This window comes from Cupriavidus pauculus (genome assembly GCF_003854935.1).
Classification (GTDB): Bacteria; Pseudomonadota; Gammaproteobacteria; order Burkholderiales; family Burkholderiaceae; genus Cupriavidus; species Cupriavidus pauculus_C.
This window is the reverse complement of record NZ_CP033968.1, coordinates 259,663-280,229: the sequence shown is the minus strand read 5'-3', so window position 1 is coordinate 280,229 and position 20,567 is coordinate 259,663. Positions and strand designations below refer to the sequence as shown.

The 20,567-nt window shown below is 58.3% G+C and carries 16 protein-coding genes; 6 read left to right on the top strand and 10 right to left on the bottom strand.

Annotation, left to right across the window (positions count from 1 at the left end; genetic code table 11):
• Positions 1–5 precede the first annotated feature (5 nt).
• Together EHF44_RS01570 and EHF44_RS01565 are read right to left on the bottom strand one after the other, a co-directional pair.
• A complete protein-coding gene (locus tag EHF44_RS01570; RefSeq protein WP_017515279.1) occupies positions 6–422 on the bottom strand; it encodes a hypothetical protein in 417 nt (138 codons plus the stop codon).
• 171 nt (positions 423–593) lie between these two features.
• A complete protein-coding gene (locus tag EHF44_RS01565; protein ID WP_029309070.1) occupies positions 594–2,246 on the bottom strand; it encodes a conjugal transfer protein TraN in 1,653 nt (550 codons plus the stop codon).
• A 687-nt stretch (positions 2,247–2,933) separates the two neighbouring features.
• Between EHF44_RS01565 and EHF44_RS01560 the strand changes: the two genes are divergently transcribed.
• Both EHF44_RS01560 and EHF44_RS01555 read left to right on the top strand, forming a co-directional pair.
• The gene (locus tag EHF44_RS01560; protein ID WP_253699771.1) at positions 2,934–3,410 is read left to right on the top strand and encodes a hypothetical protein; all 477 of its coding nucleotides are present in this window, start codon (positions 2,934–2,936) and stop codon (positions 3,408–3,410) included.
• A gap of 562 nt (positions 3,411–3,972) precedes the next feature.
• Entirely contained in the window at positions 3,973–6,465 is a 2,493-nt protein-coding gene (locus tag EHF44_RS01555) for an adenosylcobalamin-dependent ribonucleoside-diphosphate reductase (protein WP_124682124.1), read from the top strand.
• Between the two features lie 85 nt (positions 6,466–6,550).
• Here the strand turns inward: EHF44_RS01555 and EHF44_RS01550 are convergent, their stop codons facing one another.
• On the bottom strand, positions 6,551–7,594 hold the full coding sequence (locus EHF44_RS01550) for a tetratricopeptide repeat protein (RefSeq protein WP_017514229.1): 1,044 nt from the start codon (positions 7,592–7,594) through the stop codon (positions 6,551–6,553).
• Here EHF44_RS01550 and EHF44_RS01545 point away from each other — a divergent pair.
• The 4 genes from EHF44_RS01545 to EHF44_RS01530 are packed head-to-tail and all read left to right on the top strand — an operon-like array spanning position 7,569 to position 10,441.
• A complete protein-coding gene (locus tag EHF44_RS01545) occupies positions 7,569–8,003 on the top strand; it encodes a lytic transglycosylase domain-containing protein (RefSeq protein WP_017514228.1) in 435 nt (144 codons plus the stop codon). The genes EHF44_RS01550 and EHF44_RS01545 overlap by 26 nt on opposite strands.
• Positions 8,000–8,266: a hypothetical protein gene (locus tag EHF44_RS01540; RefSeq protein ID WP_017514227.1), complete on the top strand. Its 267-nt coding sequence runs from the start codon at positions 8,000–8,002 to the stop codon at positions 8,264–8,266. The genes EHF44_RS01545 and EHF44_RS01540 overlap by 4 nt, the downstream gene beginning before the upstream one ends.
• A gap of 5 nt (positions 8,267–8,271) precedes the next feature.
• Positions 8,272–9,918, top strand: a complete 1,647-nt coding sequence (locus EHF44_RS01535; RefSeq protein ID WP_017514226.1) for a GspE/PulE family protein — start codon at positions 8,272–8,274, stop codon at positions 9,916–9,918.
• Positions 9,809–10,441: a thioredoxin domain-containing protein gene (locus EHF44_RS01530; protein WP_234710870.1), complete on the top strand. Its 633-nt coding sequence runs from the start codon at positions 9,809–9,811 to the stop codon at positions 10,439–10,441. The genes EHF44_RS01535 and EHF44_RS01530 overlap by 110 nt, the downstream gene beginning before the upstream one ends.
• Positions 10,442–10,538: 97 nt before the next feature.
• Here the strand turns inward: EHF44_RS01530 and EHF44_RS01525 are convergent, their stop codons facing one another.
• The 7 genes from EHF44_RS01525 to traC all read right to left on the bottom strand — a co-directional run bounded on the left by EHF44_RS01525 (position 10,539) and on the right by traC (position 20,489).
• Complete coding sequence (locus EHF44_RS01525; RefSeq protein ID WP_124682123.1) at positions 10,539–10,811, bottom strand: hypothetical protein; 273 nt, start codon at positions 10,809–10,811, stop codon at positions 10,539–10,541.
• 73 nt (positions 10,812–10,884) lie between these two features.
• The gene (locus EHF44_RS01520) at positions 10,885–14,385 is read right to left on the bottom strand and encodes a conjugal transfer protein TraG N-terminal domain-containing protein (protein ID WP_124682122.1); all 3,501 of its coding nucleotides are present in this window, start codon (positions 14,383–14,385) and stop codon (positions 10,885–10,887) included.
• 9 nt (positions 14,386–14,394) lie between these two features.
• Positions 14,395–15,849, bottom strand: a complete 1,455-nt coding sequence (locus tag EHF44_RS01515) for a conjugal transfer protein TraH (protein WP_017512642.1) — start codon at positions 15,847–15,849, stop codon at positions 14,395–14,397.
• A gap of 14 nt (positions 15,850–15,863) precedes the next feature.
• Positions 15,864–16,814, bottom strand: a complete 951-nt coding sequence (gene traF / locus EHF44_RS01510) for a conjugal transfer protein TraF (RefSeq protein ID WP_017512643.1) — start codon at positions 16,812–16,814, stop codon at positions 15,864–15,866.
• 37 nt (positions 16,815–16,851) lie between these two features.
• The gene (gene lepB / locus EHF44_RS01505; RefSeq protein WP_017512644.1) at positions 16,852–17,415 is read right to left on the bottom strand and encodes a signal peptidase I; all 564 of its coding nucleotides are present in this window, start codon (positions 17,413–17,415) and stop codon (positions 16,852–16,854) included.
• 4 nt (positions 17,416–17,419) lie between these two features.
• On the bottom strand, positions 17,420–17,848 hold the full coding sequence (locus EHF44_RS01500; protein ID WP_124682121.1) for a hypothetical protein: 429 nt from the start codon (positions 17,846–17,848) through the stop codon (positions 17,420–17,422).
• Between the two features lie 181 nt (positions 17,849–18,029).
• Positions 18,030–20,489, bottom strand: a complete 2,460-nt coding sequence (gene traC / locus EHF44_RS01495; protein WP_017512646.1) for a type IV secretion system protein TraC — start codon at positions 20,487–20,489, stop codon at positions 18,030–18,032.
• Positions 20,490–20,567 lie beyond the last annotated feature (78 nt).

Below are 20,567 nucleotides of genomic sequence, written 5' to 3'. Positions count from 1 at the left end.
TGTTCTCATGCGTGCGCGAGATGAATGCTCCCGTTCGGCAGGAATTCGCTAAGTGGGCGTCGCTTCGTACGGCGATGGTTAATTTCGTCAAGTCGTTGCGATTTGATGGCGTTGTAGTAGATGTGCTCATCTTTGGCCGTGCGCAAATTGACCAAAAGCTCCCAACGGATGATCCGCAGGTTGTTGTCGAAATGCCACTCGATCGGAACCTTGTCGTCGAGCAGTCCCGCAGCCTGTTGCTTCAATACCAACGACATAACCGCTGCGCCGTCGGGAGAAGCAACGGGGAACTCGAACGAGTTGCTCCAAACACGGCGATCGGCTGGGTCGAGGATGCGGCCCAGTAGCGGTTTCCCCCAATCGCGCGGATGTGAAAAACGGTTGGCCCAGTGTCCCGCACCCACCCATTCTCCGGTCTTCATACTGCACTCCTCTGATGTTGATGGAATGCCAGGCTTTGAAGGATGTCCTGACGTACCGATATGCGGCACGCGAGCATCTAAGGCGCGGGTGGCGGCTGGCAGGCGGCCGTACGTACGAAAATAAGCCTGCTCCAGAAAAATGCCCGGATTGCTCCGGGCCTGAAAGGGTGCTTAGTGATTGGTCACGGGGATGGTCGGGTTGGTCGTGATGTCCTTCATCTTCTCGCTCATTCTTTTCTGGATATCGTCGATGTTCGGCAGCTCAGTTGCGGCCATGATGTCTCCGACAAACTCACTCATGTCGATTGCAGAGAAGTCGATCTGCTGGAACTCGGCGGTGGTGAACCCTTCGCAGTTCGGACTCTCTGGAGTCCCCCACCCCTTGCCGATCTGGGGTTTGCCTTGCTCATTGATGATCTTTGCCAGTTTGGAGTTGTAGCAGCAATACGCCTCCTTGGTCTCAAGGCACACCCCCATCACCTTATTCGAGCAGTACGAGCCTACGAAGTGGCAGAGGTGCGCACCACGGTGCATGCCCAATTGCATCTCGTCCTGCTCGCACGACATGAGCTCCATGACTATCTGGATAGCAATTGCAGCGGCAAACGAGTACGGGTCGAAGGCGAAGCCATTTCCAAGACCATAGATAGTCTGACCAAACATGCCTGTGGTCGTCTCACCGGCGGCGAGGGCCGCTCCCCCGACCGTGTAGGAGACCCCATACATTCCAAAGGAAGCACCAAAGTTCGATGCCATCTCGATACCGTCGTAGCCGAGTGCACTCATGCCGGCCTGTATCCATTCGCTACTCTTGTACATGTAGTCGAACGCGTACTTTGCGCCGAACTTAACGGCACCTCCCGCGGCCTGCATCATGATCGTGTTGTTGGACTTGGCCCCGGGGTCGGTCTTGCAGCAGTTCTTCAATCCACCGAAGCCCTTCCGGCACGATTCGGCCACTCCCTTGAAGAAGTTGTTCGACTCCGCACCATAGACACCGGCTTCTCGGGCGGCCTCCTTTCCGGCTACCACGCGTGCGAAGTCGTCATCCCCAGGGTATCCGGTGTCCCAGCAGGTCCCGTCATAGCACGAGGTACGTCCACTGCAATCCTCGCCTGTCGTTGTCTGGCCTTCCTTGGTCACACACTTGTATGTGATTTGCTTCATCACGCATCCGACAGGATCAGTGCTTTCGATGCACACTTCGTCAAGCTTCTTGCATCCCTTGTCGATGTACTCCTGGCAGTCGTTCTTGGGAGTGGGGTCAATACAGGCGTAGTCGTCTTGCCATCTCCAGCACGACTTGTAGACCGGCAGCCCATTGATGACTCGGGTTTCCGCCGGCTCCACGCACTTGTGCGATGCGAGAGTACAGAGTGGGTTCGTGGAATACGGGTCGCACTGTTTTGTGTCCAGCGCGTCTTTAGTAATCGTGTATGTCTTGTCCAGAACAACCGTGTTCGGCGGAGGCGGCATCGACGGGTCGTCGCACCGATAGGTTCGCTGCTCAGTCAGACATGTACCGTCCCAAGCAGCGGCGATGCACTTGGTTGACGTTTGCCAGCATCCAGCTAGGTTGTAGAAGGGAGCGCAATAGTCAATCGACTCCGGCTTCTTGCACTCGAACGTATCCCGATAGCGCCAGCAGTCGCGGTACACATCGGTACCGCCGATGTTGCGAACGCCGCCGCCTTCAACGCAGACTTCGCCCACCCGTCGACATTCCGCAGCCTCGAGCGGGGCAGCTACGAATAAGAAACCAATAAGCCCCAGAATGACGGATAGCACGCGTCTTCCCCAAGGAGTATTCCAAGCGTTGTTCATAGTAGGTTCCCAAGCCTGAAGAACTGGCGGGGCTGTGCCCGCGTAGATTCCTGAGTCGCCGCGAGGCTCATCGGAGTTGGCCCCGCAATCTCTCTGGTGTTTCTTGCGGAACCGCAGACCAATCGACAGTCTCTGCGGGGGGCGAGCCATCGGTGCAGAGATTCAGTTCATATGAGAACTCGAGTGGAGCTGCGCCACCGTCTTTGAGCGGGACGTGCTCCTGCCGCATGGTCACGCTCAAGCGGGCGCACTCGCCCTTGTAGCGTTTCACTACTTTCGCCGACATCAATACGGGGGCTGTTGAATGGCTCTTCGCTTGCCAGTTTTCAGCAACGGGACCATTTAGGATTTCAGAGGCTTGCCCGCTCCTGATCGCTGCAAACAGAACATCCTTCGGGGCCGCAGCCAGAGCGTGCGTACAAACCAGTGAGAGGAGAGCTGCGACACCGGCTGAGATAGCTGCACGACCAGCCAGCGTATGACATGCAATCTTTTCGTTCATTTGCGATACACTGAAGGTAAGCGTAAATGTTATGTATTCTGATGCGTCGTCATTGCATTTGCAAGGGGCCGTGCAGACAGTCGGCAAGGAATGACTGTTTTCACCGTGAAAACCGTTAGCGCGCAAAAATGTGGATTACGCGTCGCAAATGTGACGAATAGGTTGCGTTAATGACACATGAGGATTTGACCGCCCTCGCCTATCTGGTGCCAGCGACAGTGGGAGCTTTGGTGATGAAGGCCGGATCGGGCCGCTTGGCCGTGTTCTCGTTTTGTGTGCTGCCGGGAACGCTGATCCATGAGCTGCTTCACCTCCTGGTGGGGGCCATGACAGGGGCAAAGCCGGTCTCCATGAGCCTCTTCCCGACGCGGCAGCCGGATGGTCGGATCGCGCTGGGATCAGTCACGTTCGAGAATTTGCGGTGGTTCAATGCCGCCCCTACATGTCTCGCGCCGCTGCTGGGACTGCCTGTCGTTTGGCTGATTGCGAAGGCGCGTGTTGCTGAAGCGTGGAGCTTCGAGCAGTGGGATTTACTCATCTGGGCCGGTCTGTCAGCGCAACTGCTCTCGTGCTGGCCCTCTTCGACCGATCTCGTGCAGTCCCTTCGATCCTGGCCGTTGTATCTGGCCGGCGTCAGTCTGGCGATGATGCACTACCTATGAGCATGTGTTCGGGTGCTGCTCATATCCCACAGTCGAGACAACAAGTAATCCCTATGGACACCATCGAAGGCCGCCGGTGCGGCAACTGTAAGGCGGCGGTTCGTGCAAACGTCAGAGGTATGGAAGGAATGCTCTGGTGCCAGCCCGGCCACGCAGCCGCGCAATCCGGCGTCAGCTGCGTTGAGTCGGTCTTTATCAATCCTCAGAGGCCTGGCTGCGAGAAGCATGCGTTACGGGTTGACCCCATCCCAGAGGCAAGCACGTCGGAAGAATCGGCCCCAACGGGCGCCGCGGATGAAGGGCGCGATGTCGAGGCTAGACCGAGTGAGGAGCCGGTCATGGCCTCGCGAGAGGCCCCACATGGCAAGGAAGGATCTTTCCCATCGGGGTACTTCCTTTGAATGCCGCCAGCAGCTTGATTCGCCAGTGCTTGTGAAACGCAGCCCTCCCGTCATCGCGGGAGGGCTTTTTTACTTGTGGCTGAGTTCCATCCCCTTATTGCAAGGACGGGGCGGACGATCCGCCACCGAATTTTTAGTCAATCCACTTTGGAGCAATCATCATGAACGCAAATGAAAAGATGTTCGGCATCCTGCCGGCCCAGGAAATTTCGGGTGAGATCCTCTTGGAAAAGTACGCCAAGGGTGGCGAGAAGACTGTCGCGGATGTCCGGCGCCGTGTCGCAAAGGCGCTAGCCAGTATGGAGCGACCAGAGAACCGAGCCGAGTTCGAAGTCCAGTTCCTCGACGCGCTTGAATCGGGTTTCGTTCCGGCGGGTCGCATCAACTCTGCAGCCGGCACCGATATCCAGGCGACACTAATCAACTGCTTTGTGCAACCGGTTGGCGACTCGGTATCCGAGGCCAAAGATGGTAAGCCCGGGATTTACACCGCGGTGGCCGAGGCCGCTGAAACCATGCGGCGCGGTGGCGGTGTCGGCTATGCATTTGGCGACATCCGTCCGAACGGTGCGTTGGTGCGAGGCACGTTCTCCCGAGCTTCCGGCCCGGTCTCCTTTATGAAGGTCTTCGATTCGTCGTGTGCGACGGTCGAGTCTGCCGGTGCTCGCCGCGGAGCTCAGATGGGTGTGCTGCGTTGCGACCACCCAGATATCGAGCAATTCATCCACGCGAAGGACAAGGGCGAACTGACCAACTTCAACATTTCGATCGGGGTCACTGACGCATTTATGCGTGCCGTCGAAGTCGGCGAGGAAATCGAACTTTGGCACAATGCAGAGCCCCATCCGGAAGTGCTGACGGCGGAATCGTACCGTCGGGATGACGGGACGTGGGTGTATCGAAAAGTGAGCGCGCGGGAGCTGTGGGACCAGGTCATGAAGTCGACCTATGACCACGCCGAGCCTGGGGTTCTCTTCCTTGACCGGATGAACTCTGACAACAACCTCTACTACTGCGAGCAGATTGAGGCAACGAATCCTTGCGCGGAGCAGCCCTTGCCGTCTTACGGTTGCTGCTGCCTGGGCTCGGTCAACCTTACGAAGTTCGTGCGGAACGCCTTCGGGCCCGAAGCACACTTCGACTTCGAAGGCTTCAGGGCTCTCGTGGCCACGGGAATCCGAATGCTGGATCTCGTACTTGACGCCACGTTCTGGCCGCTTCCGAAACAGCGGGACGAAGCCATGTCGAAGCGACGCATCGGCCTTGGGTTCTTGGGCCTGGGAAGTGCACTCGTGATGCTGGGAGTTCGATACGATTCCGATGCGGGACGCGAGCTGGCTGCGTCAATCTCGGAGTCGATGCGCGACGCCGCTTACGCAGCTTCGGTAGCGCTCGCTGTCGAAAAGGGTTCGTTCCCGCTCCTCGACAAAGAGAAGTACCTCGAGAGCGGCTTCGCAAAGCGCCTGCCCCAGGATGTTCGAGATCTGATCCAGGAGCACGGCATTCGCAACTCGCACTTGCTGTCGATTGCACCCACGGGGACTATCACCCTCGCGTTTGCTGATAACGCCTCGAATGGCATCGAACCTGCATTCTCCTGGACGTACAACCGCAAGAAGCGTATGCCGGACAACAGCTATCAGACGTTTGAAGTAGCTGATCATGCGTACCGCCTCTATCGGCATCTTGGTGGGGATGTTGTGAACCTGCCAGAATGCTTCGTGACGGCGCTGGAAATGCCTGCGATCGACCATATGCGAATGCTGGAAGCGGTTCAGCCGTACATCGACACCAGCATCAGCAAGACGGTCAACGTACCTGAAGACTACCCTTACGCGGATTTCCAGAATCTGTACCTGGATGCGTGGAAGGCGGGTTTGAAAGGACTGGCGACCTATCGGCCTAACTCCGTGCTCGGTGCCGTGCTGTCGGTGGAGGCTCCTGCATCGCCGAGTCCAAGCCCGACGCCCACGCCCATCGCGGACGATCCGTTGCGCATGCCCTTCGACAGCCGGCCTACCGGCGAACTGGAGGGTGTCACTTCAAAGGTTGAGTATTTTACCTATGAGGGGGCGAACACCGTATATCTCACGGTGAACTTCATGCGCGTCAAAGGCATCGTTGATGGTGAGGAGGCGGAGATCGAACGACCGGTGGAATTCTTCATGCCGGCGGGCCAGCGGAATGACGGCCAACAATGGATCTCTGCCAACATGCGGATGCTCTCGATGGTGGCACGATCCGGTGGTTCGGTAGCGAAGGCAGTCGCAAACCTCCGGGAAGTCATCTGGGACAAGGGTGCGGTGCGCTATGGGCATTTGACGCGGGCTGATGGATCGAAGGTGCCGCTGCACCACGATTCGGAGGTCGCAGCGATCGGATACGCCCTGCAGTCCATTCTGAAAAAACGCGGCTTCCTTGCCGAGGACGGTAGTCAGGTACCGGCAGCGGAACTCGCCAGACGCCTGTCGAAAACCGACGCAGCGCTTGCTTTCGACGAAGTCACTTCTGACAGCGGGACCGTGGTGAGCCTGGGTCAATCGATCGGGGCAGGACTCGGAAAGAAGTGCCCGGAATGTGGCGCTCACGAACTCCATCGCGTCGATGGGTGCAGCAAATGCCAAGCGTGTGGTCACATCGGTAGTTGTGGCTGATGCACTGCCAGCCGTGAGGCTCGCGCTAAAACTCAAGGCCCTGGATCGTTCAGATCGCAGGGCCTTTTTTCTTGGGCGGAAGGCTCTAGTTTGTCTGCAAAAGTGTCTTTTGATAGCTGATACGCTTGTCTGCGCCATGCGTAGCCAACCAGTTGTTTGCAAAGCCTAGCGCCTGCCGTTGTTCCGTTTCATCCAGGTCGAATGAGGAGGAGGAAACAAGGCTGCCTCCAGTCTGGCGCCGATTCAGGGCGCCATAGATCATCCACCAGGCCGCGGACATCATCTTGCTCTGCCCTACTCCCTTCCCGTCGCGGTACATGAGCGACAGGATTGCTGGCGCATTCGGTTCGGATGCATTAGCGGCCTTCTGTATCCACGAGGCGGCGGACTGGTACTGGCCCCGCTGGTACAGAATCCTACCGAGCAGGTAGAAGGCCTTGACGTTGCCGCGGTTCGCCCCTTCATTCGCCCACTTATACGCTTCGTCCTCGTTCTTGTTCTTCAGGTAGTAGATGGCGAGCTGAACACTCGCCTGTTCGACGCCGGCCTTAATTGCGGAGCCCTTGAAGAGCTCCATTGCCCTTGCCTCGTCTTTTCTTACACCCCTTCCGTAGTACGTCAGCACCCCGAGGTTGTACTTGGCCAGCGGAACGCTCTCCGCGGACCGTTGGAAGTATGCTGCTGCGGCCTTGGAATCCTGCTTCACACCCTGCCCATTGTCGAGCATGAACCCCGCGAGGTTCTGTGCGCGGGCGTTGCCATTTTTGGCTAATGCAAATATCTCAGGCACCGCCTCGCGATTACCAGCTTGCCAGCTGGCATAGAGACGCATCACTTCACTCGTCTCTTTCGCCGTAGCGAGGAGATCGTCGAGCTTCGCGGTGATGTCAATGGAGGCAGTGTCACTCGGAAGGGATGACGGCTTGGCGCCCCCTGCCACGCGCGGAGTGGCTTCCTCCTGCCCCGGCTTACCGGTGGGAATGTCCGAAGCATGTGCCGCGGTGGCGAATGCGCCCCACATAGCGGCAGTTAGCGCGCAAAGCACGAGATTTCGCATTGGGATACTATTGGCGTATTGATACGTGTATTGTATGATTCGAGCCATGAAAAAGCTACTGGCCTTCGCCATCCTGGCCTCCGTGAGCCTGCAAAGCTGGGGGTATTGCTTCAAGGAGGCGGCTAAGCGGTACTCCGTCGATGAGTCATTGCTGCGCGCTATTGCAAAGACGGAGAACGCCTCGTTCGACCCCAATCTGGTTCGAACAAGCAAGGAGGGTTGGGAGTTCATGGGCCTCATGATGGTCAGCTCGATCTGGCTGCCAGAACTGAAGAAGTTCGGGATCGATCGGGAAAGGCTGCTTGAGCCATGCGTGAACGTGAACGTAGGCGCCTGGGTGCTCGCTGACGGGATGTACAAGTACGGCAGGACCTGGAAGGCAGTTGGCGCGTACAACACGGGCAAGTACTCCAAGGACGACGATGCCCAGATACGCTACATCAATAAGGTGTGGAAGAACTTGCACGGAGTAAATCGATGAAGCAGATGTTTGGCGGCGCCTTTGCTGCGATGGTCGTGGGCTGGGTGGTGTACTCAGCGATCGCGCCGGAACCGTGCGAGCGCGTCTACCGCTCGGCCGGGCCGGTGCGGATCGCATTCGATGCGGTGCGCTGGGGCGGGCAGAACTTTCTGAGCCAGGATAGCCGGCTGCGTTTGATCAGTTGGAGTATCACGGCGGACAACACAACCCAGAGATTCCTTGGCCGGCTGTTCTACGGCCCGACACTCGACTGCGGGAAGTAATCACAATGAGAGAACCAGACCTATTCTTCAATACCGGGACGCATGATCGTGCGGCGGCGGAATACCTGAACGACATGTTCTCCAGGGCCGCAGTAAGACGTGCTGCCGACGTTCACATGTTGTACGAAGCAGAGGGCACCACAATTCAGTATGGCATCTCTGGTTCGCTGCACTGGGTCGACCACATTGATCACAACCTCGCTAAGCAACTCGACGAGAAGCTCCGGGCGCGTGCCAACATTGCCGCCTCGGATCGTCATAAGCCACTGGATGGGCGTCTAAGACTCAAGTTTCCTGACCGGGCGGTTGATGTTCGGGTGTCGATCCTGCCGACACTGACCGGACAAAAGATCGTTTGTCGCCTGATGGACAATACTGCCTCCGTTGCGAGTCTCGACGAGATTGAGATGACGCCGATGGCACGGTCTTGCTTACAGGACATCCTGCAAGAGCCGAATGGGCTTTTTCTCGTCTGTGGCCCCACGGGGTCGGGGAAGAGCACAACTCTGTATGCCGGACTTCAGCATCTCAACAATGGGAAGCGGAACATCCTGACGCTCGAGCAGCCCGTCGAGAAGGTCCTCCCTGGGCTCACACAGGTCAACATCAATCAGCACATCTCGTTTGCCGAGGGGTTGCGTGCAGCACTCCGCCAAGCCCCGCACGTCATTCTGGTTGGTGAGATTCGCGACGTCGAGACCGCGATGATTGCCATCCAGGCAGCAAACACCGGGCACCTGGTGGTTGCTACCGTTCACGCGAATAACTCGGCGATGGCGATCACACGTCTACTCGATATGGGTGTGGACGTTCAGACGCTGGCCGATGCTCTCCGCGGTGTCCTCTCCCAACGGCTCGTGGAAATTCTGCTGCCAGATCCGGAGAGAGGGACCCGAGCTCCGACCGAAGCCGAAGTGGACTGGATGGAGGTTGCCGGTATCCATCACGCCGGTCTCAAATTCCCCGCAGGCGTACAGGAGACCGACTATGAGGGCCGGATGCCGGTTATGGAGTTGATTCGGGCCGATGCTGCGGTGCGAGCGGCAATGCTCGCGATGAGCGGGGAGATGGCGGTTTTCAATGCAGCCATGCGCCAATCGCAGTTCGAAACCATGGCGCAAGCCGTGACGCGCATGGCCGCAGCCGGTTTGACCTCCATCGAGAAGGCCATGCAGCTTGATCGGGCCGAAGCGTTGGCGCCTGAGACGAAGCGCGTCGGTCAAGTTCTCGTGGAGCTCGGATATATCACGCCTGAGGAGGCGTATGCAGCGGCCGTACGGCAGATCGAGCTCCGTAAGGGTGGCAAGGTTCGGCGGCTCGGACAGATCCTCGTCGAAGAAGGGATCTGTACCGCACGGGAGGTGATCCGGGCAGTTGGTTACACCCAGGGCGCTCCGGAATTGGTCCGGTACTTCATCACCACCGGCAAGGTGTCGGCAGATCTGGCGAAAGAGATGGAGACGCGATGGCGCCAAGAGCGGACCAGTTGCTCACTCTTTGACCTATATATTGAACACAAGCACCTTACAGAGGAAGATTTCAATGAACCGTCGCTCCTTTTCTTCAATGGCCGTCGCGTTGTTCGGCCTGCCGCTGACGACGCTGGCACAGGAGTCGTCACAGGGGACGTCGGCACCGCAGCTGCCCTATAGGGAAGTCCCGCGGGAAGCGGAGGACAGTAAGAAGGTCCTGATCTTCATCTCTCTGACTTGCCCTGTTTGCGCCGCGTACCACGAGCAGATTGCGAAGTGGGCACTGTCGCTACCTAAGGGCTGGAGTGCGGAGTTTGTGCCGGTTGTCGAGGCACATCGTGACACCGTCATCGCTGCGAGGGCCTTCTATGCGGCCAAGGCTTTGAATGCCACGTACCTTCCTGCGTTCTTGAGCTACGCCTACTCCGCTATTCAGGACCGCGGTATGCCGGTGAGTGACGGCAAGACTTGGAGCTTCATTGCCTCGTCCTCCCATTTGCAGGGGTTTGATGCTGCATGGAAGAACGTGAACCCCGCTACAGTCCAGGCCGCATTCAACAAGCTCATCCGGTACCGGATCGATGCGACGCCGTCTATTGCGATCGGTGGTCGCTATGTCATCACGCCCGACAGCACGAACGGCGACCAGGAGCTCTTCTTCAAGCTTGCAAATGGCATGGTCTCGAAGGCCATGACCGGCTGAACACTGGCCTTGGCGAGCGGCGCCGATGGTAGCTGCTCGCCAGCCCAGATCCTGATGCTTCAACTTCCCATGATTTGATTGCTGGGCCTGAACAGTCTCAATAGGCACCACCCCCGCCAGTACGGTTTGCGATCTCTCTCCTGAGATCATCCGGCGCTACATGAACCGGCACCAGGCGCTCCGCGACCAAGAACCCTGTCAGTTGATCGGCAAATGTCTCGGCGGGCCATTCACTTCCCTCTGCAATGCGTTTCTGCCGCGCAATCAAGGCGGCCTGGATCGCGAGCACGCCGCGATCGGAGAGGCCAATCCGCTTGATCTTCATTAGGCCCCTTATCTCGTCGTCCATACCCGCCAATCCCAGATCCATCTGACTATCGGTTGCTCAAAGAAAAGCCCCGGATTCCGGGGCTGTTTCCAATCCTTCAGTGACGTACAGGGGTCTATCGACCACGCACGCCTCGGCGCAGGTCCTCCATCTCCTGGTTATGCATGACCTCTTGCCGGTGGATGTTCGCCTCGTACTTTGAGAGCTCGAGGAGACCAGCACCGCCTGCCGCTTTCCCGGTGGCCACGGCCTGCCGTGTAGCGTTCTGCGCGACGAACCCGAAAGTAGCGTCGCCCGGAAGCCCATCCTTACCAACCGATGCGCCAAACTTCTGGGAGTATGTCTCGGCCGAACGCAGAAGATCCTTCTCAGCTTTGATGACATTGGCGCCGGCCTTCCCATAGGCCTCCAGGAAGTCGTCAGTGCTCTTGAAGCCAAGGTTCGCAACTTGTCGAGCATCAAGGGCCTTCTTGCCACCGAGCAATGCGCCGTTCGGAGACTTGAAAGCGCTCTCCAATCTTGCCATCTCCTTCGCGGCAGTCGAGACACCGGCCTTCGCTGCTTGAACGCCTTGCCACCCCTTCTTTGCGGCTGCAGAGACGTCGTAAAGCTTCTTGAGTCCGCCGGCGGCGCGCATCACGGGTAGCATGGTGACACCGGCTTCGATGCCGGCGGCCATATAGGGGTGGGCCTTCTCAAAGTCACCCCACGCCATACCTGCTCCCGCGAAACCGCTCTTCACGGTACCCACTTCACGATGGAACGTGTCTCGCACCTGCTCGGGCGAGATCACAGCCGAGGCCGATTGCACTGCTTCCTTCTGGTCGGCAATTCCTTGGCCGACTCCGGCGGTGCCGTCTGCAATCTTCTGCTTGTCCGCTTCAAAGTTCGGGAGCGAGTTGTTCGTGAGGCGATCCAACCGCGCTTGGAGGTCTCCCGGGCCTGACGCAGGTGCAGCTGGCCCGCTGCCGGCAGCGGCTCCATTGCCGGGGTTCCGAGGAGGGGTGCCACCGTGAATGGCCGTCGTGCTCGGGCCGGATGCCGCGGTGGCGCGGCCAGACGCGTCCGGGGCATGGCCTGCACCGGCACCGCCCTGTTGCAGCACATGAGGGTCCTTGAGTGACAAGTTACCCGCAGCCGGATCGGAAGCAACAGCCGCCGCAGCCGGGGCTACTCCCTGGTTGGCGTTAGGGGAGAAATTGGTTGGCCCGTTTATACCGCTAAGCATCGACATGATCTTGGATGCCGCCTGGAACTGATTCGTGTCCACTAGAGCGTTGAATATCGCGACATATCCTGCTCCGCTGATGTTGCCGGCCCTCTGGACGCGATTCTGATGCTGGGCAAGCTTCGCCTGGTAGCCGGGGACGTTCGGCATCGCGCTGTCGTTCATCTTTTGAAGCTCGTTTTGGACGGCGGGATTCGCCATAGTCATCGGACCAAGCTCCTGGTCACGGACCGAGAAGCTCGTATCCATCGATGTCTTCATGCTTACTGCTTCCTGGTAGCGCTGCTCTGCGGACTGGACGCGAGCAGTAGACTGACGAAGGGACGCTGAGAGGCCCTGCGCGGTCTTCGTGTCCTCGCCAGAGTACCGATCCATGGAATTCTGGGCACGATTGGTAATGCTGTCGGTCCAGGACTGGTCAGTATTCACCCTTTGCGTCATCGTCTTTGAGAAATCCTGGGCGCTGACTCGACCTTTCGTGGCAGTCGCTGCGGCTTGTGCCGATGCCTCTACGCCGCCAAATGGGCTCTTGAATCCGGCGCTTGCGGTGATCGCAGCTTGGAATGCTGATTTCTCCTCTGCCGAGAACTTATGCGAATCCATCGCGCTCTCGGCGGCCTCCTGCACCTTGGAGGCACGACTTCCATAGTCCTTACTCATCGCTGTGATATCGGATTCGCTGGACTTAAAGCCGCTCGAATGAGCCTTCATATAGCTCATCATCTTCTCGAACGATGCTGCCGCTTCGGCCTTAGTCGATTGCACGTCCGCACGAGCACTGGAAACGTTGTTGTCCAGCATCTGGCCTGCGCTGTGAGCGCGAAGAGCAGCATCTGCGCGTGTCATTCCAGACAGCGGATTCCCGGTGATCGCTGCACTAGATTGAGTGGCTGCGCCGACGTCTGTGATGGGCCCATTACGCACGATGTCAGGACTTGTCTGCTTCTCGTCAACATGGTCGCGACCTGACCACCGTCCAGCCAGTGAAGCCATTGACATAGCTGTGCCCGTCAGCATGGCGAGCGAAACCAGTGGCGTCGCCGCAAGCATGTCAGACGCCACCGACAGTCGAGTGGCCAGGATGTCGTAGTAGATAGCCGGGAAGTTTGAAAGAGTCAGCATCCCGGAATCAATCTGGGACAGCTTCTCGGCAACGTCGTTCTGGATATACATCTGGATCACTGCCGAGAACGGCAGCCAGCTCGACGTCCAGATTCCGAACAGGAGGTACTTGATGTACATGCCAAGTGCGCCGCCGCCCTTCATTACGCCGTAGATGATGACCAATGGCGCGAAGCTGAAGAACATCAGCTGCATGAACACCATCGCCGGCATCATGGTCTTGGAGAAGAACGAGCCGGCGGCTGCAGAGTCAGTTCGGCTCTGCTCGAACGCCTGGGTCAACTGAACATTGCACTGATTGAAACTTCCCTGATCAGTGTTGCTCGACATGCAGTTGAAAGTGTTCGCGATCGTGTTGTACGTCAGAGCGTTGATCATGAAGTCGCGCGAACTCTGGGCCATGCCTAGTGTGTCCGTTGCCGTCTTCCACCCGCCAGGTAGCACGTTCTGCAACACGTCCTCGACATCGCTTTGGCCCCACGCGTTGCCCGTGGGGCTCTTCTCCTTCATGTTCTTGTTGATCAGCTCCTTGAGGCCGCGGTTGGTCCCATTGAGGAACCGGACGTTGGCGTCCTGCGAGATAAGTGCTGCAGACTCGTTGCAGGAGAGGGACTGGCCTTGCGGATTCGCAGTGTTCCAGTAAGTAGTGATGCCGTTGTCGCGCGCATGGGTCAGGATGTAGTTCAGCGAGTTGGCGCTTGATTTCATCGCGTCCATTGAGAACGAGGTCGCGTTCGGCGTGCAGTCCAGGATGAATGTCCGAATGCTGGCAGACAAGAACACGTCAGCATTGTCAAAGCCCCTGCGCAATGAGTACAGGAGCTTGAGCGGCGTCACAAATCCATCCGATGTGACCGCCATATAGCTACCGTTCACGCTTTGAAAGGCGGTATTGGACAGTTGGAAGAGCTTGTGACTTGCCGTTGTGAAGGCGCTTGCGGGCAGCGAGAGGATCATCGGCACATTGTCGACCCTCGCCACGTTTCCTGTGTAGATGTCATTGACCAGCACGGAGGTAGGTATGGTGGTGGTCCAGACCACGGCAAAGAAGCCAAACAACGCGCTGACCGGCCCCATGGCGCCGGGGACTGGCCCATCGCTCTGCTTGCCGATCATGTACAGGATGCCGGAGATCAGTGCCACAAGCCCGCCAACCAGAAACGTGCTGTTCAGGAAGCCCTGCTGGTTGAAGATCATGGCCACCGCGTTCAGTGCGGCATAGAACGAGCTCGGGTCGCCGACGACGTAAATATTGAAGTCGAGCATAGCAGTCCCTTATCGGATTTCCGGCTTCACGAAGACGGCCGGATTGTCCTGGTTGATGGCTTTCGTGTAGGCAATTGCCTCATTGATGGCAGGCAGTTGTTCGGTTGCGGCACGACGCATGTCAATCACCTCGTGCAGCAGGTCGCTCTGCGCCTTCAATACGCGCTCATCGGCCGTGTACTTGGTCCCACCGAAGGCCGCCTGAGCAGCAACAAGCGCGGACTCGGCAAACTTGATGGTGATCTCGTTGATGATGACGGGAGCCATCTGCCTTGCGATGTGATCCGCGGCGCCCGGCATTGCTTGAACCTTCTTCATCATCCCAAGCACCGGTGCACTCACGAGGCCGATGAACGTCTTCTGCTGGCTGGTGAAGTTGCAGGCATTGCCAGAGCAGAAGATCAGCTTTCCGACGATCGAATCTGCCGTGGTGGTCGCACCCGTAGCATCTCCAAGAAGCATCGTATAGACGTAGCCACGGACGCCGCTGAAGTTGATCGAAGCCCGGGAAATCCTCCGGCAGCTGCCTTCGTCATAGCCATCTTGGCAGCGAAGGACGTAGACAGGCTTCTCACCGCCCATATTGCCGTCGCGCAGGTCGGGGAGACGCAGAGTCGGCGACCAGTAGCGACCGTTGTCGACTTGCACGCTGCCGTCCGGGTTCGTCTGGTCTGAGTCGTTTTCTGGTCCAACGACCACCGCACCCACGAGACTCATGACGATCTCATTCGCACCGTCCGGATTAGTTTCGGCTGTCGAAGGATTCCCGAGCATTTCTCCGGCCTTGCTCGATTTCAACGCCTTCCATGTCATGTTCCCCAGTTCAGGAGCTTTGCCGCTGGCCGCAGCTGCTCGCGTGCCGGAGTTCGGTTCCGGCAGAAAGCTGTTGATTCCCGCAAAGAAGTCAGTGATCGCGCCAGAGGCAGTCTCCACTTCGGGGGCAATCTTCTGACCGACAAAACTACGGATCGCATCACTGGCGCCGGACTTGTCCATAATCGTGGTGGCCAGCGAGCACGTATTTTTCATCATCGAGTTCAGGGCCGCGATCTTGTTCTGGAAGTCCTGCATCAGCTTGCCCAGGGCCGGGTTGATCGCATCGATCGCGGCCTTGAATGCGACGCCGACGGCGTTCGCGGCGATCTGGCGGAACAGCGCAACGAGCTGATCAGCGTTGATGAAGGAGAACGAACCACCAAAGAGGTCGATGCCGCCACACCCGGCAGAGATGCGCGGAGGATCGAACGCGATGAGGTTGATGTTCCGGATGGGCATGCGCACCGATGCGCCGCCGCCGACCAGGCCGCCTCGGGACTGGTTGGTGAACGATGAGGGTGTGGTGCTGTTCGACATAAACATGCCGTCAAGAGCGTCTTGCAGCCCCGCATGCGCGGCACCGGGGAGCCCGAGAAGCCAAGTCATCAACGATAGCGTGACGACGATCCGCTTGAGATTCAGTTTCATGGTGGTGCTCCGCATTAGTAGCGCCCGTCAAGGCGGTCTTTCAGATACTTCACCCAGGCTTTCGGGTCATCGCCAGCGCCCTTCTTCATGTCCTCGTTGGACAGAACACCGCGGTCGTAAGTCCGGATCTTCGCGGCCAGGTCGGGTGGCAACAGGTTGTTCGATTCAGCGGCGATGATGATTCGCTGTTCAAGCTGGTCCTGAGCCATCATTCCCTGCGAGACCACGAAGTAGTTGTTGGGCGGAACCACCAGAACTGTCGTGGGCGTCAGGCGGAGGTTTAGGAGCTTGGCGTGGCCGTTGTCGTTCACGAACGTTGGAACATTCGGCAATGGCCTGCCATCCATCGAGATGAACTTGGTGATGAATCCGTACTTCTTGCCGATCTCCTGGACACTATTGGCCTGGGGCCGGCAGTACTCACATTTCGAGTCAAAGAAGACCCAAAGGCCGCCAACCTTTGCAATGTGCTTGAGCGCTTCGGAGGTACCTTGACCAAGCTGCCGCAGGAAGAACGCCTTGGTGTAAGCGGCAATCGGTACGCGGTTGTTCTCGTCTAGGAAGGGATCGGCGGCGACCACTCGCTGTGTCATCTCCGCATAGCGCTGAGATTTGTCCATGGCGACCCGCTGCGCGTACAAGTACGCCTCGACGTTCTCTTTTGTCGGATCATTGATCGCGGCGTCGAGGAGCTTAGGCATGCTTGCGCGGAGCCATTCCACAGAGAATGGCTCGTCCTGAGCCTTCTCAGGCTTTTTTGGTTGGGCGGTATCCTGCTTCTTCGGTGGAGCGGGTGGCTGCTGTGCCGGCGGCTCGGGAGGGATCTCATCCTTCGGATCTTGGTACCAGAACCACCCTTCCGCTTTCCGTTCAAGGAAGCGAGTCGGTGTACCGTCGTCTTCCCTGGCTTGCGCGGCTCCAAAGGTGAGGGAGAGCAGTGCCAGTACGAGGAGTGTCTTTGTCATTCTTGACCCGTAGCAGTTGGCTGTAGTCACGTGTGGATCAGATGAGCGGCGTCACAGAGCCAACCAACGACCGTTGGTCCAGAAAGCCCCAGTAACGGCCGTCATAGCTACGCGGAAGCGTTCCGATCACGAAGAGCTTTCCAGGAGGTACAACCTCCTCCCGGTCAAAAGCTCCCGGACCACGGCCGAGCTTCTGGTTGAGCACTAGGTCCCCTATGTACTTTCCGTTCACATATGCTCGGTCGTTCGTCACCCGGACCGTGTCGCCCGGAAGGCCGGCTACCTGCTTGGCGATCATTTTTCCGTTGAAGGGTTCGAGCATCAGCCCCTTGGGGGCGATGAACGCGATGATGTCTCCGCGTTGGACAGACTTCGGGGCGCCAAGCTTCACCCAATACAGCCGCTCAGGCATGCATCGGATCGGTGTAAGGTCGAGCCCAATCTGGTAGTGCTTGCGGAACTCGGTGACGGCGGCCAAAGCCACGAGGAAGCTCAATACAGTCCATAGCAGCGAGGCACGAAGGAACCGAATGCGGTTCTGGTCCTTCATCCCGAGCCGAATGCGATCGAGATACTGATGGATCGGGTAGTGGAATCGCATGAGGTCACTCGAACTTGATTCCGAGCTTCTGCGCGACTGCTGCAGTCACATCCACGCTGCCGGGCCTGTTCAGCACGACAGAGGAGTTGACGACGATGATGCCGGCCTGGGTGTACTCCGACAGCGCGTTGTTCAGTTGTTGCACGAATTCTTTGCCCTGAGATTCCGCCTGTTCGACGGTCATCCCGGGCTTCGAGAGCGCCGCCTTCGCTTGGAGCTCCACCAGCTTTGCCCCATCAACCATGACCACCGGCGTCGCTTGAACGCGATCGCCCGTAGCGAAGCTCCAGCTCAGGACACTGGAGAACGCCGAAAACAGCGCGGCAACGATGATTGTCGTCAGGAGCGACACGCCCCCTTGATCAGGCGAGCGGCTCGGGGTAGCAGAGGACGGCGGAGTGGGTTGAGCAGTGGTGTCGGTGTCTTGGGTCATGGTGTGCTCGGGTAAAAGAAATGTTCCGCGGGAAGCGCGATGGCCCAGCGGCCAGAATCTCGCTCATCTGGTAATTGCCGAAGCATAACACGTACCGATACGGCAAATGGATTGAAGTGCGAAGAGAAAAGAGGAATGCCCGCGAATGCGGGCATTCCTCCGAGGATACGTGTCGTATCCGCTACGCGGCCAGGAGCGCGTCCTCGGCTGCTGCTTCCTGGTCGATAAAGCGATGGACTGCGTCGACGACACTATCCCCGCGGTCAATGGCATCAAAGATGGCGTCGCGCTCGTCATCCTTGGTTGAGAACAGGACCTGTGTGAAGCGGTCAACAGTCAGCCGGAAAATGCCCCACTGGCTTTCGCTCTGCTTCACCATGACTTCCGAATACTTTCCGGGAATCGTATGCACAGTCTTGAGCATATGCGCACCGTAGGGTTCGATCTTGAAGTGCCCGCCTGCGATCGCACCGTCAATCGACTCGCTGTTCTGCTTCAGGATGAACTGCCATGCCGAGTTGGCGGCAATAGCGCGAGCGTTCGGCGAGTTGTAGAGGTCTTCAATCGATTGCGTGACGATCAGCACGGCGCCCTTCTCTTTTCGCGCCTTGCGATAGAGGGCCTCCATTGCCTTGCCCATGACCGGGTCGTCGAGCAGTTCCCAGGCCTCATCAATGATCAGGATCTTCTTCCGACCACGTGTGAGGAACATGTCGTAGTTGATGCGCGACATCAACTGAAGCAGCACAACCTGCTGGAGCGCCTTCCGACCCTTCAGGTCGCTGAGCTCCAGAACAACGAAAGCGTTGTTCATGTCCAGGTTGTTTTCGCCCTCGAACCATCGAGTGTAGGCGCCGCCGGCGAACGGATAAAGCTGGCGGCCAAGGCGCTGGGTGTCTTCGTCGGGCTGCTGCAGGCAGAACTCGGCCACCGCCTTGACGGACGCGTTGCGGCCATACTTTTGATAGACGCTGGTGATCGCCTCTTCGAGACGGGACATCGCATACGCCCCCAACGGCTCGTCGGGGGCTGCCATCTTGGCGATCATCGCCTTGATGATGTCCATTTCCTCCTCGAGGTTGTCGATGAAGGTGAATGGATTCAGGCACAGATCAGAGTCAGCCTTGAACTCGACAAATGAGCCCTTGGCTGCCTTGCATAGCTTGAAGTATGAGCGACCGGCATCAATTGCCCAGACTTTTGCGCCCTCGGCCAGGTAGTCGCTGACGATCTTCTGGGTAAGGAACGACTTACCGGCGCCGGCCTCGGCGAACACGATGCCGTTGTAATTGGTTGTTGACTCGTACAGATCGATCAGCGCAGGTTGCCCGCGGCGCGTTACGAGGAGGAGCGCCCCATTTCGCCCGCTGCCGGTCCATTCACCGATGACTGGCATGAACTGCACGGCGTGCGTGACGCCCATCGTGTGAAATCGGAACAGATTCTGGATTCCCTCGAGAGAGGTGTTCAGAGGCAGGAGGTTGTTCCAGAGGGGCTCGAGAATGCGGCTGTCCTCTCGGATCTCGAATGCCAGACTGGTGTAGTAGGCGCGCAGGCCGGCCGCGAGCTTGTTGAGCTTCTCCTTGCTGCGGGAGAACAGGAAGAGCGTGAAGTTCGCCTCACAGACGATGGAGCCCTTGCCTTCGATGTCGTGGACCAGGACGTCCATCCCATGTTTCTTGTAGCCAAGAATTGGGATCATGTGCGCCGTTGGGCCGAACACCTGGTGATTCAGCATGGAGGATCGGTTTTTGACCCAGTCGACCTTCTTTACCTGATCAGGGTAGTGAAGCGTCAGCACCATGTAGTATGGGTCTGTGATTTGATTCGACAGGCCAAGAGGATCGCCAATCATGTGGTTCATGATGGCCAAGCTCGCCCTTTTCGGGAAGTGCTTGACGCTCATGACCTTGGCGAAGTGCGCCCCATCATTGAAGTTGATGAGCTTCGGATCGTCGTAGTTGATCGAGTCACCTGGGAAGAAGACCTGTTCTCGAATAGGACGGGTCTCGTCGTAGTGGAAGCTCGGGTGCTCGTACATATTCGCGATCAGGCGGAGAAGAACGAGGTATCCCTGAGCGTCGAGCTGGACGGTCTGAAGCTCTGCGGCCTTGAATGCTTCCTGAACGCGGTCGACAGTCTCCCGAGCAGCCGCGATATCCGCGGCCGAGGGGAGTGCGCGAGCGCAAGGCGTCTTGATCGTAAGGATGAGCCGCTGCCGGTTCACCAGTACGCCACTGCGGGTAACCAGAGGCTCATGGCGGCCATTCCGGACGTACGAGGCATGCTGCTCGGCGAGCGCGCGGAGCACTTCGTTCTCAGTGTCTTTCCCTGCCATGTACGCGTCAAAGAATTCGTCTGCGTCGGGGGAAGACAGGAGTCCGATTTGAATGAACGTCCCGGCCGGGAACGGCATACTCAACGCCGAGCGGAATTTGTCGACGGTCGCGTCGTCCGCGCCTTTCAGCGGGTCCGCGATGAAGCAAGCGCCCAGATAGTGCTCGCCCTTGTCGGACGCGAGGAGCAGATTTGTATCCGGGTCCCACGCGCGAACAGTGATCTTGGCGTAAGGAACGTTGTCCCGGTCTCCGTCAATGGTGGGCGTGGACTTGGAACCCTTCGATTTTTGAGACCCGAGCATCGTGATTTCCTTGCCTTGTGATTCTGAATGGGGGATACGCTTTAGAAGACAAGTTCGCGGCCGGAGCCGCGAACCAGT

What these genes read in the sequence shown, in the direction of transcription:
- EHF44_RS01535 (WP_017514226.1), top strand. Translation starts at nt 8,272, where the DNA reads ATGAGAGAACCAGACCTATTCTTCAATACCGGGACGCATGATCGTGCG.
- EHF44_RS01500 (WP_124682121.1), bottom strand. Translation starts at nt 17,848, where the DNA reads ATGACCCAAGACACCGACACCACTGCTCAACCCACTCCGCCGTCCTCT.
- EHF44_RS01570 (WP_017515279.1), bottom strand. Translation starts at nt 422, where the DNA reads ATGAAGACCGGAGAATGGGTGGGTGCGGGACACTGGGCCAACCGTTTT.
- EHF44_RS01555 (WP_124682124.1), top strand. Translation starts at nt 3,973, where the DNA reads ATGAACGCAAATGAAAAGATGTTCGGCATCCTGCCGGCCCAGGAAATT.
- EHF44_RS01530 (WP_234710870.1), top strand. Translation starts at nt 9,809, where the DNA reads ATGAACCGTCGCTCCTTTTCTTCAATGGCCGTCGCGTTGTTCGGCCTG.
- EHF44_RS01525 (WP_124682123.1), bottom strand. Translation starts at nt 10,811, where the DNA reads ATGGATCTGGGATTGGCGGGTATGGACGACGAGATAAGGGGCCTAATG.
- traC (WP_017512646.1), bottom strand. Translation starts at nt 20,489, where the DNA reads ATGCTCGGGTCTCAAAAATCGAAGGGTTCCAAGTCCACGCCCACCATT.
- EHF44_RS01540 (WP_017514227.1), top strand. Translation starts at nt 8,000, where the DNA reads ATGAAGCAGATGTTTGGCGGCGCCTTTGCTGCGATGGTCGTGGGCTGG.
- EHF44_RS01550 (WP_017514229.1), bottom strand. Translation starts at nt 7,594, where the DNA reads ATGGCGAAGGCCAGTAGCTTTTTCATGGCTCGAATCATACAATACACG.
- traF (WP_017512643.1), bottom strand. Translation starts at nt 16,814, where the DNA reads ATGACAAAGACACTCCTCGTACTGGCACTGCTCTCCCTCACCTTTGGA.
- EHF44_RS01520 (WP_124682122.1), bottom strand. Translation starts at nt 14,385, where the DNA reads ATGCTCGACTTCAATATTTACGTCGTCGGCGACCCGAGCTCGTTCTAT.
- EHF44_RS01565 (WP_029309070.1), bottom strand. Translation starts at nt 2,246, where the DNA reads ATGAACAACGCTTGGAATACTCCTTGGGGAAGACGCGTGCTATCCGTC.
- EHF44_RS01545 (WP_017514228.1), top strand. Translation starts at nt 7,569, where the DNA reads ATGAAAAAGCTACTGGCCTTCGCCATCCTGGCCTCCGTGAGCCTGCAA.
- lepB (WP_017512644.1), bottom strand. Translation starts at nt 17,415, where the DNA reads ATGCGATTCCACTACCCGATCCATCAGTATCTCGATCGCATTCGGCTC.
- EHF44_RS01515 (WP_017512642.1), bottom strand. Translation starts at nt 15,849, where the DNA reads ATGAAACTGAATCTCAAGCGGATCGTCGTCACGCTATCGTTGATGACT.